This window comes from Olivibacter ginsenosidimutans (assembly GCF_039542865.1).
Taxonomy (GTDB): Bacteria; Bacteroidota; Bacteroidia; order Sphingobacteriales; family Sphingobacteriaceae; genus Olivibacter; species Olivibacter ginsenosidimutans.
The window spans coordinates 101,613-115,401 of sequence record NZ_BAABIQ010000039.1; the positions used below are offsets into that span (position 1 = coordinate 101,613).

18 protein-coding genes are annotated in these 13,789 nt (G+C 40.5%); 11 read left to right on the plus strand and 7 right to left on the minus strand.

Annotated features, from left to right (window positions below; genetic code table 11):
- The first annotated feature begins 138 nt into the window (after positions 1-138).
- A complete protein-coding gene (locus tag ABD930_RS14730) occupies positions 139-375 on the plus strand; it encodes a type II toxin-antitoxin system VapB family antitoxin (RefSeq protein WP_345232502.1) in 237 nt (78 codons plus the stop codon).
- The gene (locus ABD930_RS14735; RefSeq protein WP_345232503.1) at positions 372-536 is read left to right on the plus strand and encodes a PIN domain-containing protein; all 165 of its coding nucleotides are present in this window, start codon (positions 372-374) and stop codon (positions 534-536) included. The genes ABD930_RS14730 and ABD930_RS14735 overlap by 4 nt, the downstream gene beginning before the upstream one ends.
- A 53-nt stretch (positions 537-589) precedes the next feature.
- Here the strand turns inward: ABD930_RS14735 and ABD930_RS14740 are convergent, their stop codons facing one another.
- Positions 590-1,597 carry a helix-turn-helix transcriptional regulator gene (locus ABD930_RS14740; protein ID WP_345232504.1) on the minus strand — a complete coding sequence of 336 codons (1,008 nt, stop codon included), beginning with the start codon at positions 1,595-1,597 and terminating at the stop codon, positions 590-592.
- Between the two features lie 279 nt (positions 1,598-1,876).
- Between ABD930_RS14740 and ABD930_RS14745 the strand changes: the two genes are divergently transcribed.
- Both ABD930_RS14745 and ABD930_RS14750 read left to right on the plus strand, forming a co-directional pair.
- Positions 1,877-2,254, plus strand: a complete 378-nt coding sequence (locus ABD930_RS14745; RefSeq protein WP_345232505.1) for a hypothetical protein — start codon at positions 1,877-1,879, stop codon at positions 2,252-2,254.
- A gap of 19 nt (positions 2,255-2,273) precedes the next feature.
- Positions 2,274-2,771 (plus strand): hypothetical protein, encoded by a 498-nt coding sequence (locus ABD930_RS14750; RefSeq protein ID WP_345232506.1) that lies wholly within the window; start codon positions 2,274-2,276, stop codon positions 2,769-2,771.
- 169 nt (positions 2,772-2,940) lie between these two features.
- On the opposite strand, the gene ABD930_RS21890 is transcribed toward ABD930_RS14750, so the two are convergent.
- The 4 genes from ABD930_RS21890 to ABD930_RS14765 all read right to left on the minus strand — a co-directional run bounded on the left by ABD930_RS21890 (position 2,941) and on the right by ABD930_RS14765 (position 3,941).
- A complete protein-coding gene (locus tag ABD930_RS21890) occupies positions 2,941-3,156 on the minus strand; it encodes a SymE family type I addiction module toxin (protein WP_425571135.1) in 216 nt (71 codons plus the stop codon).
- Positions 3,110-3,277: a hypothetical protein gene (locus ABD930_RS14755; protein WP_345232507.1), complete on the minus strand. Its 168-nt coding sequence runs from the start codon at positions 3,275-3,277 to the stop codon at positions 3,110-3,112. Before ABD930_RS14755 ends, ABD930_RS21890 begins: the two co-directional genes overlap by 47 nt.
- A gap of 131 nt (positions 3,278-3,408) precedes the next feature.
- Positions 3,409-3,708 carry a type II toxin-antitoxin system RelE/ParE family toxin gene (locus ABD930_RS14760; protein WP_345232508.1) on the minus strand — a complete coding sequence of 100 codons (300 nt, stop codon included), beginning with the start codon at positions 3,706-3,708 and terminating at the stop codon, positions 3,409-3,411.
- Positions 3,708-3,941 carry a hypothetical protein gene (locus ABD930_RS14765; RefSeq protein ID WP_345232509.1) on the minus strand — a complete coding sequence of 78 codons (234 nt, stop codon included), beginning with the start codon at positions 3,939-3,941 and terminating at the stop codon, positions 3,708-3,710. Before ABD930_RS14765 ends, ABD930_RS14760 begins: the two co-directional genes overlap by 1 nt.
- 204 nt (positions 3,942-4,145) lie before the next feature.
- Between ABD930_RS14765 and ABD930_RS14770 the strand changes: the two genes are divergently transcribed.
- Entirely contained in the window at positions 4,146-4,337 is a 192-nt protein-coding gene (locus tag ABD930_RS14770; protein ID WP_345232510.1) for a type II toxin-antitoxin system VapB family antitoxin, read from the plus strand.
- Entirely contained in the window at positions 4,334-4,567 is a 234-nt protein-coding gene (locus ABD930_RS14775) for a PIN domain-containing protein (RefSeq protein ID WP_345232511.1), read from the plus strand. The genes ABD930_RS14770 and ABD930_RS14775 overlap by 4 nt, the downstream gene beginning before the upstream one ends.
- Before the next feature lie 134 nt (positions 4,568-4,701).
- Here ABD930_RS14775 and ABD930_RS14780 read toward each other — a convergent pair whose 3' ends face one another.
- Together ABD930_RS14780 and ABD930_RS14785 are read right to left on the minus strand one after the other, a co-directional pair.
- Positions 4,702-5,331 (minus strand): hypothetical protein, encoded by a 630-nt coding sequence (locus tag ABD930_RS14780; RefSeq protein WP_345232512.1) that lies wholly within the window; start codon positions 5,329-5,331, stop codon positions 4,702-4,704.
- A gap of 985 nt (positions 5,332-6,316) precedes the next feature.
- Positions 6,317-6,532, minus strand: coding sequence for a hypothetical protein (locus ABD930_RS14785; protein WP_345232513.1), 216 nt, complete (start codon positions 6,530-6,532; stop codon positions 6,317-6,319).
- A 392-nt stretch (positions 6,533-6,924) separates the two neighbouring features.
- Here ABD930_RS14785 and ABD930_RS14790 point away from each other — a divergent pair, with 392 nt between their 5' ends.
- The 5 genes from ABD930_RS14790 to ABD930_RS14810 all read left to right on the plus strand — a co-directional run bounded on the left by ABD930_RS14790 (position 6,925) and on the right by ABD930_RS14810 (position 13,717).
- Positions 6,925-9,090 (plus strand): glycoside hydrolase domain-containing protein, encoded by a 2,166-nt coding sequence (locus ABD930_RS14790; RefSeq protein ID WP_345232514.1) that lies wholly within the window; start codon positions 6,925-6,927, stop codon positions 9,088-9,090.
- A 48-nt stretch (positions 9,091-9,138) separates the two neighbouring features.
- Positions 9,139-10,164, plus strand: coding sequence for a LacI family DNA-binding transcriptional regulator (locus tag ABD930_RS14795; protein ID WP_345232515.1), 1,026 nt, complete (start codon positions 9,139-9,141; stop codon positions 10,162-10,164).
- 165 nt (positions 10,165-10,329) lie between these two features.
- Positions 10,330-11,478 carry a glycoside hydrolase family 130 protein gene (locus tag ABD930_RS14800; RefSeq protein WP_345232516.1) on the plus strand — a complete coding sequence of 383 codons (1,149 nt, stop codon included), beginning with the start codon at positions 10,330-10,332 and terminating at the stop codon, positions 11,476-11,478.
- 9 nt (positions 11,479-11,487) lie between these two features.
- The gene (locus tag ABD930_RS14805; protein ID WP_345232517.1) at positions 11,488-12,396 is read left to right on the plus strand and encodes an ROK family protein; all 909 of its coding nucleotides are present in this window, start codon (positions 11,488-11,490) and stop codon (positions 12,394-12,396) included.
- Positions 12,386-13,717: a sugar porter family MFS transporter gene (locus tag ABD930_RS14810; RefSeq protein ID WP_345232518.1), complete on the plus strand. Its 1,332-nt coding sequence runs from the start codon at positions 12,386-12,388 to the stop codon at positions 13,715-13,717. The genes ABD930_RS14805 and ABD930_RS14810 overlap by 11 nt, the downstream gene beginning before the upstream one ends.
- The last annotated feature ends 72 nt before the right edge of the window (positions 13,718-13,789 follow it).

The window sequence follows — 13,789 nt, forward strand, 5'->3', positions numbered from 1 at the left end:
GCTTCTATGCAGTGGATGTGCATAGTAACATCGTTGTTGTTGCCCGCTAAGATAGTGGAGGTAAATGGGCAGGTTTTACGGTTTTCCGTAAGGGCTTATCTTTTCGTATGAGCACAAATAGCCGATGATATATGCAATGTGTATAGATTTTATTTATCTTTACACATTGCAAAAATTATAAGTATTCGGACAAATATAGAATTAGACGAACATCTCATTCAGACAGCTCTTCAAATCAGTAAACTGAAAACGAAAAAGGATGTGGTACATGAAGCGTTAAAACAATATATCGCTTCCATGAAACGAAAGAATATTTTATCGCTAAGAGAAAAGGGTACATGGGAGGGAAACCTTGATCAATTGCGTAGTTTATGAGCGTACCCCTGCTTTTCGATACATCGGTATGGATCGACTTCTTGAATAGAAAGGATACCCCTCAAGCCAGATTATTGGAAGCGTATATTGAAGCAGATGACGGCGTATTACTTACTCCAACTATACTTCAGGAAATTCTTCAAGTTTTTTCTATTGGATAAAATCCGATTGTTTCCGCAATAGCGCGAGATACGATTTTTGAGGGTGCAAATAACTAAGAATAATTCCCCAACATAGCAACCAACTTTTCCTTCATCGTGAATCGGACACTCTCTGGATCAATTACCTCTACAGCTGGCCCAAAACTTAGTATCTGCGCATAAAATTCGTAGTTTGGAATCACGTCCAGCTGTATTATCGTGTGGTCTTCCTTTTTTTCTAAGATCTTTTGAGAGGGGTGTAGCGGTTTAGAGTCGATATAAGGCCAAAGGCTCTTATTGATTTTGATCCGAACAAGTTGAGCGGTTAATTCGATGGGTTTACTGACGCCAATCAGATCTTCAAAATATTCATCCGGATGAATATATGCTGGTTTATAGACTTCGTCATGCTGAACGGAGAAATCAATGATGCGGTCTAAGGCCAGGCTACTCCAGTTTTCAAAATCTTCCCGTTGGCCGAATAAAAACCAACGTTTGTTGTATTGCTTTAGGAAATAAGGATGAAGCAGAAAACTTTCTTCCCGATCCTGGTTGAATGACTGATACCGTACGTGCAGTACCTGTTTATGCTGGATAATTTTTAACAGATCGCCTAGGAGATGAAGGTTTTTAAGATACTCGTTCTGATCAAAAAAAATGCAATCACCTAAATCCTCCAATTGAAAACTCTTTTTTAATTTCAAGGCCAGCTCTTGGACAAAGTCAAACTGTGGCAACCCTTTAAATCTCCCAAGCATATCCAATGTCGTTTTCAGAAGATCGGCTTCGACTGGGTTGATCTGTTGCATAGCAAGCGAATAGCTTCTGTCTGAATAACGGTAGTAGGTCTTTTTCCCTTCTTTGTAAGATTCGATCGGTGCACGAAATCCGGCTTCACTGCGCATGAAATCCATGTCTTTGAAGATCTGTCTGCGTGATATGGAAGCCTTCGATCCACTATATTCTTCGATGGCTGCCGATACATAAGCGATTAGATCATCGATGAAAAATTGTCGTCCCTTATTGGAAAAGCACCGATCCAATGCTTCATAACGGATAATTGCGTGTTTATTGGTGGCCATATGGTTTTATTTGGTATACATACAAAGATACGTTTTCCAATGCAGTGAACGTGCATAGCTATGCATGAAACTGTGCACATAGGCTACATCAATTGTTTTTTACTTTGGCCTAAAGTTACACATAGGAAAAATGCTTGCCTTACGGGTTTCCGTAATGCTCGCTCTTATGGATTAAATACTTTTGGCAAAACATAAAAACAGATGAAACCTGTATGAGCTATAAAAAAATAAAACACCGCTCATGCAAGCTTCATTATGATTAAAAAACAAATTATTAGAATGAAAAAACTATTACTATCAAGTCTCTTGATTCTTTCCTTGTGTGCCTGCAAGAGCTATAAATATGGCACCGAAGGCAATGCGCAGAAAAGCAATCTCACAATAGGTGTGGTGAAAAGCCAGTTAAAAAAAGGACAGACTTCGCAGGATGAAATCCTTAAACTCTTTGGTGCCCCTAATCTGGTATCCAAAAATAAATCAAATAAAGAAGTTTGGAGTTATAACCGGATGTCTGTGGAACATAAAGCAGGCTCGACCGACTTTTTCTCCGGACAGCGTGCCAGTCAAAGCAGCACCAGTAAGTCTTTTGATCTCATCATCACCTTCGATGAAAATGATATAGTAGAAGATTACTCCGTAGTATCAACCGCTTATTAACCTTTCAACATATATAAATATGAAACGAATACTTTTACTCGTATGTAATGTAGTACTGTTAACATCCTGTGCTACCAAGATGGTTACCAAATCGCCCGCCGAAGTGAAGATGATGACCACCAAACAATTTGAGTCGGACCAAGAACTTGTTTTTAAATCCGTAATTAGTCTGCTCCAATCCGAAAGCTACATCATAGATCGTGCAGATAAAGAAACCGGTCTTATCAATGCCAGCAAACGTATTGAAAATAAAAACGCTGCTTCTCAACGGTTTTGGCTAGGCACTGCAAAAGATGCCAATACCTCTAAAGCGATGTTCTATATAGAAGGAGTTAACGATAATCTAACTGAGGTAAAGATTACCATGTATGAAGGAGCCGAGTCCAGCCGCAATGGTTATTGGGGACAGGTGAATAAAGACAATAAAGAGCAGATGATCTATGAACCAAAGGTGTATCAGGAATGGTTTCAGAGTCTGCAAGCTGAAATAGAGCGTAGAAAAGCGTTAGGTCGGTAGTCTTGTCTGAATAGGTAATTTGTTCAATAAAAAGGTTTGTTCAGTTCTGCTGAACAAATCTTTTTATTGAACGTTAATTTGGATTGCGCCATAAAATGCCATAATTGCGAAGTAATTGAGATTATCACGAAAAAACCGCCAATCCTATCAGAACCGGCGGCTTTTAATCTTAATCTTCATCCAAACTAATGATAAGCAATTTATTCATCGTTGTAACTCTAACTCGTTGATCGGGACTAAATCCTAATTTGTCGAGCCAAAGCCCGCTAAGCCTAATAATAGGAACAGTGGTTTGGCTAAAGCGATTAAATTTGATAACGGGTTGGATTTTTAAGCTTCTAACCTTGGGTTGTCTGCTTACTTTCTTTTTCTTGGGCGTTCGCATAACTTTTTGAAAAATTAAAATAAGTAGCCTGACAGTGCTGCGAACACCCAAAAAGTCTGGAAATGTGCAGGACTTGCACCTGCTCTCTGCCAGGCATATTGTTAAACATGATTGTTGTCATAATAATGACTTTTTAGTATTGTTCGCACGTCAAATATAAACATTATTTTCATTAGAATATAGATTGTTTAACGGTGGCTCAAAGTCCTTTGTTGAAAAGCTCATTGAGAAAAAGACGGAGGATAAAACAATTTACTTTCGGTATTTTTTACCAGGTCTTCGGCTTGTATGGAATATAGAGGCGATAAAAATCACCTCATCTTTTTGATATATTTTATAAACGATAAGGAAAGGGAATACGTCCGTTAGCGCTTCACGGTACTTTTTTCTCTTTTCAGGATAGTGTAACGGATTTTGAAGAATAGATTGTATTTTCTTATCGATTACTTGAGCGAAACGATCTCCCAAGCCTTCAGATCGCTCTTCATACCAAAGAAATGAAGCAAGATATTCCTTTTCGGCTTCAGGGTGTAGGATGACGGAATAAGCCATTATTTTTTTAAAGCTTTGGCTTTAGCCTTCACTTCCTCCCAGGTTGACATTTTTTCGCCCTGCTCATACTCGGTGACCCGTCGGTCAAGCTCAGCCATGAATGCAGGATCGTCCCATGGATTGGACTTTACGGCTATTTCATCGGCAACTATGGCATAAATCGCTTTTACCTTCTTTTCGTCCGCAAAACGAATGTAATCATATAACTTTTCTCGAATAGTTGTACCGCGCATTGTACAATATGGTTTGAAATTTCTTTGATATACAAAACTAGCAATATAAAAGGACTAAAACAAATGTACTAACTGGGAAACAAGGCGGGTCTTGATTGAATAACGTTATCCTAATTTGTCGAGCCAGAGCGAGCTAGGCCTAAGAAAAAGGAACAATATATTATGTGTATAGATTTTAGTATCTTTACACATAAACTTTAACCTATGAGAACTAACATTGAATTAGACGAAAATCTTATTAAACAGGCGCTTCAAATAAGCAAGTTAAGAACAAAAAAAGATGTGGTACATGAAGCTTTAAAGCAATATATTATATCAATGCAGCGCAAGCACATCTTATCATTAAGAAAACAGGGTACTTGGGAGGGAGACCTAGACCAGATGCGTAGCCTATGAGCACACCTTTACTTTTCGATACCTCTGTATGGATTGATTTCCTGAATAAAAACGATACCCCTCAAGCTGAATTATTGGAATGCAGAAAGGGCGTAACCATCCGTAAAAGTAATGATTGCTTGATTGCATATTATGCCATTTTTCATGCTATAACAATAGTGCATGCCGATCGTGATTTTGAGACAATTCGACAACATAGCGATTTACAGGTTTGGAAGCAAAAAAATTAATTATAAACTATGGATGAAAATTACCCATATCAAGGAGGAATAGCAAAAATTGGAAAAACACAGCTCATCATGTAAAAAGAGCTTAACAAGTTGCCCGCGTACTGCGGACAACTCTTGTAAGCTAGAGGTAATATCTACCTAACCATTAAACTCACCGGGGCACTCCAATCGCTCAGGCCTTTGCCATTGCGTGCGCGTACCTTAGCGTGGCATATGCTGCCGGGTTGCAAAGGAGCAAGGATATTATTACGCGATCGGGTAGTGGTGAAAACATCGGTCCAAATCGGTTCATTCTGCTCGTCTGTTTCAGTTGCATAACAATATTCATATTCCCAAGCGCTTTTCACTGCGTTGAAATCGAAGCGGAGCTGACCGCTTTGCGAAGTGTCCATTAGGCGCAGACGTTCGGGAATGGCTGGAATATCCAGCGCAGTTCGCAACTGTTTTACGGGAAAACCCGAGCTCAGTACAATGTGTAAGGCACCATTGGCTACGGTATTGACATAGAATGCCAATTTTTTGAGTTCGGTCTCCAGCAATTGCCTACTGTGGTTTTTCTCGCTGGTATTAAATGGACTTCCTTTTCTGGTAACGGCTAGTTTATCGCGGAAATCATCCACCAAAACCTGCACATCGGCTAAGGCCGGTGAGGGTGTTTCGAAATTGGGGTTCGCTGTCATAGCCGTGATAACGGTTACGCCTAAAGTAGCGAAAGCGTCATCACTCATTTTATTAAAACTGGTATTTGCGTATCTGTTTTGCATGATATAAAAAATTAAAATTAAAAATTAATAAAGCATAAAGCATAAAGCATAAAGCATAAAGCATAAAGCATAAAGTTGCTATAAGAGCTGTTTCCTAAAACCCTTATTTAAGGTGGCCGCCTGGGATGTTTTCTTTTCGTGTACATAAAAACCTTTTTATTTACTTGGCACACCATCCATTGATGTACAGTACAAAGGTTAGTATACTTGCGAAATGTCGTGTCCGAATTTGGCGTTTTTGGCGCTTTTGTCCGAATTTGGCGCTTTTGTCCGATTAAGTGTCAAAATGGTACATTGAATTTTCGGTTTTTCTGGTTACTTTGAGGTGGAGGGTGGTTACCATGAGCATCATGGTGATTGCCTTCGGCTCAATGGTAATTACCTTTAACCTCAAGGTGTTTACCTGCAAGTTCAAGGTAATTGGTTTTAATGCAAAGATGATTACTCCAGTGTCTCAGGTAAACACCATGAACTTGAAGGTGGTTACTTTTAAAGCAAAGGTGATTACCTTTGTTGCATAAGTGATTACTTCTACGGTAAAGGTGATTGCTTTCACGCACAAGGTGATTACTTTCGAGTACAAGGTAATCATGCTCATCCTCTAGGTAATTACTATCAAGTACAAAGTAATTACTTTCATCCTGATGGTGTTTACTTTGAACTGAAAGGCAGTTACTTCAAACCTCAAGGTGGTTACTTCCGGCGTTTCGCTCATTACTTTAACGTTAAAGGTAGTTACCTACCAGGTAAAAGTGATTGCCTTTGCATTCAAGTTAATTGCTTTTGCGTAAGAAGTAATGAGTAAAAACCTCTCGGTAATTACTTTTAGGCCAATGGTGAATACCGATAGGTTGAAGGTAAATACTTTTAGAGGAAAACAAGCGCTAGATAGCCGCATAAAAAACCACGACCCAAGAAAGGTCGTGGCCATGGGAACAGAAAAATGTGTTTTACACGGAGCAATCCCATTGCTCAGCTATCCGTGCTACCGTTGTCGGGATATATTCAAAAAAGCAGCGATTTTGGATACCGGTATATCCAGGTATTCAGCAAAGTGGTATACTGTTACGGGCTGCTGCTTCCCTAAATTGAACATGTCCCGAATCTGCTGCATGTAGCGCTGGCATGATCGCATGCTTTTGCCGGTGATGCAAGACAGATCGGCAGTAAAAACAGATAATCGATGTAAAGGTATATCCATATTTTCCATTTTACAATACCAAAAATACCAGCTATTTGCTTTTTTTTGCAAGAAAAATGGTAAAAAAAATACCTTATTTTTGAATTTTTAATAATTTCATAACGCTTGGTAAATGACAATTGTAAATTTCATAATGCATGCAGCAGGAAGCATTATGAAATTTGCAATAAAATAAAATGGGTTATCCTCATCTTTCCTACTGAAATCTCCATAGAATGGTGCAGAAAATCAATTTACATTTGTACATTTGCCAGAAACCAAATTTGTTTTTGCCCATCATGTATGATTCTTTTTAAACTGCAAAGCATTTGGTGATTTAAATTAGCTAAAACGATTTAAATAATTTAAGTAATGAAACCTGCATAAATTGCCATAAACAAAAGGCATGATGAATGTATGCAAGCTTCATTGCCATTAAAACCGCCGAAGGCAGCATGAATGCCTTTAAAAACGTACAAGTAATGAATAAACAAATTATTCGAATGAAAATTGACCATTATAACCTGCTCCGTGGCATAAGTATTTGTTTGGCCTTATTAATGGGCGGTTGCGCGCTAGCACAACAGGCTGGTCTGGATAAACAACCCCTGGTCAATGTTTTTCTCGGCTCATCCGGTGATCACGGACAACTATCGCCCGCTGCATCGTATCCGTTCAGTATGTTGAGTATTGGTCCACAAACCAATCCTACCACACACATGGGTTATGAGTATTTCGCAAAAGAATTTTTGGGTTTTACACATAATCGCTTCGAGGGGGTAGGTTGCCAGGGAAGTGGTGGTCTGCTCTTAGTAAAGCCCTTTTTGGGTGATACCGATGATGAGAAACCATTGATGAAAGTTGCCGACCAAGCAGAGCCGGGCTATTATGCGGTTTCTTTTACCAATGGCATACAGGCCAGTTTTGCGGTAAACCAACAAGGAGGAGTACATCACTATCATTTCCCCAAAGGAAAGAAGGGTATCCGCATAGATTTAGGTTATTGCATTAATCGTACGTTTGTAGATGAATATCATCAGCTGGAAGATCAAACACTGAGTGGCTGGATCAAGGGAAAGACCGTCTGCCACGCTGGTGTTTATCAATGGTTTTACCATTTGGCCTTTTCTAGCCCTGTCAAGCTCACTCCATTAAGTAAACATGAAGTACTGGTCTTTCCAGCAGATGAAGTGGAGGATTTAGAAGTGTATGTAGGTACCTCTACCGTAGGGGCCAGCTATGCAGTAAAAGCTACACCGAAGCAGAAAGGAATAGCATCAGCCAAACAGTCGAGCGCCACCGATTGGAATCAATTGCTGGGACAGATAGTCGTGAAAGGAGAAAAGGAAAGAACACAGCTTTTCTATTCGTTACTGTATCGTACCCTACAATCGCCTTATCTGATCAGCGAACCGGACGGTACTTTCAGAGGTGTAGATGGCAAAACTGATCAGGCCAATGGGAAACGATACCATGGATGGGCCGTGTGGGATAACTACAAAACACAATTACCTTTGCTTAGTCTGGCCTATCCAGCTATTTATGGCGATATCGTCCAATCCCTTGCAGGTTTGTATGCGCATGGTAAGCATGATTTTGCCGGTCAAACCGAGCCGAGCAATACCGTGCGTACGGAACATGCCGAGGTGGTTTTGTTAGACGCTTATCGGAAAGGTTACGCGGTCAATTTCGAAGCCATAAAAGACTCGCTATTGTTAGAGGCTACGCGGTTTAATTTTAGTAAACCCGACCGTGCGCTCGAATCAGCCTACGACTTATGGGCTTTATCACATATTTTTGATGTGTTGAAAGACAAACAGCGGAGTGATTCACTCATGCAACGTGCTGCCGAGTATCAAACCGTTTGGAACCGAGAGTTTAAAGATTTGTCGAAAGGAGATGTCGATCGGATGTCGGCCCGTGGGATGTACCAAGGAACCATTCGCCAATATCGTTGGGCAGTGCCTTTCGATATGAAGGGGCTCGTTGATCTGGCCGGAGGGAAAGCGGCTTTTACCGAGCAGTTGGATGGTTTTTTTGATAACCATTACTTTAACCGGGCCAACGAGCCGGATATGCAATCGCAGCTATTATACTATGCAAGTGATAAACCTTGGAAGTATCAATGGCTCACCCATCATTTGGCTTTGGATACGGTTATTCAATATTACTTTAACGATAATAGCAGGGGAACCGGTGCATTTATAGACCGCATTTATAAAAACGAACCCAAAGCCTACATCCGTACCATGGACGACGATGCTGGAGCCATGTCTGGCTGGTTTGTGCTTACGGCCATTGGCTTGCAGCCTGCCTGTGTAGGAGAACCTATATATTATTTAAACGTTCCGCTATTTCCGGAAATAGTGCTAAAAAATAACGGTAAGCCATTCGTTATAAGGGTGAAAAATTTTGGCGATAGACGACCCTATATAAAAGGTATACAATTAAATGGTAAGTCGTTGGATCGTGTGTGGCTTAAGCACGATGAAATAGCAAGAGGTGGTACCCTGGTTGTAGAAGCATCAGAAACACCAAAGGAATTTGGAAAAGGAAAGATGTGGGTAAGTTCGTTTTAAGAGGAACGGATTTTTTCCTAAGTTTGAGCCGTTTACCAATTGCCGGTTATGGGAGTAAAAAAGATTTCTATATATGATATTGCCAAGCACTTTCAGATTGCAAAATCAACCGTATCGTTTATTATCAATGGTAAGGCAGAGGAAAGGCGGATAAGTAAAGAGTTGGAAAAGCGGGTGTTGGGTTATGTGGAAGAAATCGGGTTCAAGCCTCATTACCTGGCTCGGAGTTTGGCCACAGGTAAATCGAACAGTATTGGTTTGATTGTAGAAAATATCGGCGACTCTTTTTTTGGTCCCATTGCTTTAAAAATTGAAGAACGGGCAAAATCCATGGGGTATCGCGTGGTATATAGCAGTACGCTGGGTAATACACAGGAGGCAATCGATATTTTGAAATTGTTTCGTGAGACTCAGGTTGATGGATATATCATTGTGCCTCCTGTAGGTATGGAAGAAGCCGTTGAGGAAGTGATGCGAGAGGGTAAACCCGTGGTGGTATTTGACCGGATGTTGGATGGGGTACAAGTAGATTATATCGGGACAAATAATCAGGAAATTACCTATGCAGCCTGTATGCACTTGGTTGAAGAGGGATTTAAAAACATTGGTTTTGTTACACTTGATTCCAGTCAGAGCCAAATGGTGGAACGGCTTAACGGATATAAGCAAGCCATTGATCAAAATAATGGAAATGAGGTCGTTTTGAGTGTGAATTATTGCTCAAATAGAAGTGATTATAAGAATGAAATAAAGCAGTTTCTGCAAGAACATCAGCAAGTAGATGCACTTTTCTTTGCTACAAATTACCTTTGTGTAGCCGGATTGGAAACATTGCGCGATTTGCAAAAACATATTCCAGAGGATATAGGTGTGGCTGTTTTTGATGAGAATGATTTATTTAGATTGTTTGATCCGGCTATTACCACAATCGAACAACCCTTGGAAGATTTAAGCAAGGCTATTTTTCAGACACTGCAAAAACGTATTTTGCGTGGCAGCAATAGAGTTGTTTATACAAAAAAAATTATTCCATCCAGATTAATCGTTAGACAGTCAACCATACGAAGAAAATAATTTGTTTTTTAGCTTGCTAAACTGGTTTTTTAAAGTTATGTTTGTGAACTAGATTGAGAGGCTAACCTTTTTTTATGTTTTTTGCAAAACCGGTTTTCTTGCTGATTTTTAATTACGGTGATAAAGTAGGTGGGGCAAAAGAAATGGGAACTAAGAATTAAACGAATGAACAAGAAGTACTTTTTTATTGTAAGCTGTTTCCTCTTTTGGAATTTGGCTGTAATGGGGCAGGGCAAGCAGAATGTATTGCCGGATTGGGCTTTTGGTGGCTTTGTTAGGCCAGACGGTGTAAACCCGGTTATATCGCCTTTAACACATACGCAGTTTAAAGATCCCATGACAGGGGAAATGGTGGCTTGGGAAAACAATGACACTTTTAACCCAGCGGCTGCCGTTAAAGATGGTAAAATTGTGGTATTGTACCGTGCCGAAGATAAATCCGGAGTAGGTATTGGTCATCGGACATCCCGATTGGGTTATGCGTCCAGTAAGGATGGTCTGCATTTTAAGCGACAAAGCAAACCCGTTTTTTATCCTGGTGACGATAACCAAAAGGAGTTTGAATGGCCCGGAGGTACAGAGGATCCACGTGTGGCTGTAACGGAAGATGGTTTATACGTAATGTTTTATACACAATGGAACAGAAAAGTACCTCGATTAGGAGTGGCAACATCGCGCGATCTTGAGCATTGGACGAAGCATGGGCCCATTTTTGCCAAAGCCAAGCATGCTGATTTGATATTGAACAAATCGCATAAATCGGCCTCCATTCTGACAACTTTAAACGATGGCAAGCAGGTAATTACGAAGATAAATGGTAAGTATTGGATGTATTGGGGCGAATCGGGCGTGTTTGGTGCTACCTCAGATAACTTGATAGATTGGGAGCCTGTAGTAGATCAATCGGGTCAGTTACAAGCCTTTATCCGTCCAAGACCAGGATATTTTGATAGTAGTTTAACCGAATGCGGGCCGCCCGCAGTGCTAACTGATAAAGGTATCGTATTACTGTATAATGGCAAAAACAGTCCTAAATCGGGGGATCCCCGATTCAATAAAGGGACTTATAGTGCAGGGCAAGTGCTTTTTTCGAGTGAAGACCCGACGAAAGTAGTGGCGCGGTTGGATGTACCCTTCTTACGGCCAATGGAAGCTTTCGAAAAAAGTGGCCAATACGTAGATGGTACGGTCTTTATTGAAGGTTTGGTCTTCTTCAAAAATAAATGGTTTTTGTATTATGGTTGTGCCGATTCTAAGGTTGCTGTAGCGGTGTACGACCCTGCGCGTCCCACTAATGCGGATTTGTTGCCGTAACCGAATGCCATGCAAGAAAAAGTGACAATTATTGGTGTCGACGTGGGTGGATCGCACATTACTGCTGCACTTGTGTGCCCCAGAACCTGTACGGTAAAAATAGAAAGTATTGTGAGAAGTACTGTTAATGCGGAGGGTTCGGCCAGTGAAATTTTAGACGTTTGGCTGGATGCTATAGCTGCAGTGCTTTCTAAACGTGAGCATTCCGCCGATGAAATTTACTTAGCGTTTTCTATGCCTGGCCCCTTTGATTATGCCAATGGTATATCCCTTATAAAGGGCATGAATAAGTATGAAAACCTGTATGGTATATCTATTCGACAAATTTTCGCCGAACGATTCCGCATTCCGGAAAATCATATTTTGTTTATCAACGATGCACTAGCATTTGTGCGGGGAGAGGTACTCTTCGGTGCTGGAAAAACATATAATCGGGTATTCGGGATGACTTTAGGTACTGGTCTGGGAACAGGTTTTCACGAAAATAATGTAACCGTAGATTTGAATTTTGGATCATCACCCTTTCTATCCGGGATTTCGGAAGATTATATCTCTACAAGGGGTGTTTTGAAACATTATCGATCGGTAGGAGGCAAAAAAGCGAATGATGTTCAACAGGTTGTTTCTGAAATTCAATTATCAGATTCACCCCCGGCTAAAAATGCAATGAGGCAATTAAGCGTATGGCTAAAGGATTTCATTATGCAATACGTCATTAACCTGAATCCACAGATAATTATTATAGGAGGAAATATCACGCTGGGACATGCTTATTTTCTTCCAACATGTTTGGAATTATTATCTGATAATCGTGTTCATGTTCCGATTAAGCTGGCACAAATGGGGGAATGTGCTGCGCTTTCTGGAGCATCATCTTATTTCAAGCTAACGCATAGAACCGAATCTTATGGAGGGTAAAACAAATTATCAATTAGCCGTCAAATATGCATTAATTGCTTCTTTAGGAGGCTTTCTTTTCGGGTTTGAAACGGCAGTGATTTCCGGTGCTGAAAAAACGATACAGGAATTGTGGGCACTTAGCTCATTTTGGCAAGGATTTACCGTTTCTGCAAGTTTGATAGGTACTGTCATGGGCTCTTTGGTAGCAAGCAAACCAGCTCAAAAGTATGGTAGAAAACGTGTGTTATTGGTGGTAGCTGTTGCATATTTATTGTCGGCCGTTGGTTGCGCCACAGCACACATATGGTTATGGTTTGTAGGATTCCGTTTTTTGGGAGGCTTGGCAGTAGGAGTTTCTTCTGTGGTTGGACCTATATATATTGCTGAAATTGCACCAGCAAGGATCCGAGGCCGATTAACGAGCTCTTTTCAGCTGATGATTGTATTGGGGATTTTTGTGGCATATCTCACTAACTTTGCTTTTGTAGGCCTGGGCGACGAAGCCTGGCGTTGGATGTTAGGTATTATGGTGATTCCTGCATTGGCCTTTTTCGTATTGCTCAACATCGTTCCGGAAAGTCCGCGATGGTTGGCAATCAACGGAAAAGTGTCAGAAGCACAACGGATTTTTTTCAAACTAGGAGATGTTGATGCATGTGATAAGGTCTTATCATCAGCCGAACATGTTGCTGTTCGTCATCAGGAACCCCTGTTCCAAAAGAAATATGTTAAACCAATCCTATATGCCGTTCTTCTGGCCATGTTTAACCAACTGAGTGGTATCAATGCGATATTGTATTATGCGCCGAGGATTTTTGAGATGGCGGGATTTTCTAAATCATTGGCTTATTTACAACCTGTTTTTATCGGCGGAGCCAATCTATTGTTTACCTGTTTGGCCATGTTTGTTATAGATAGATTTGGCAGGAAGAAGCTTTTACTCATCGGAAGCTTGGGGATGGTTTTTTTCTTGGGTTTAGTGGCCTATACGTTTAGCCAGAAATTGGCGGGCAATATGCTGATTCTAATTTATTTAATTGGTTTTATCGCATTTTTTGCGTTTTCCCAAGGTGCAGTGATTTGGGTATTCATTTCCGAGATTTTTCCAAACCAAGTACGTTCGAAGGGAAGTTCGCTCGGAAGCTTTACACACTGGATCATGGCAGCCATTATTTCTTGGTTGTTCCCCATCATTGTTGAGGGGAATGTAAACGGCGGTATGTATTCATTTGTTTTCTACGCCCTTATGATGGGTCTATCTTTTGTGTTTATTTGGCGGTTTATGCCAGAGACAAAAGGAAAGACTTTAGAACAGATACAATTAGAGCTAGAGCGCTGAATGAAAAGTGTGATAAGATCAAAAAACTTGTATCCGCAAGGCGGGAATTTTTTTGAAACTAAATAGTTCATA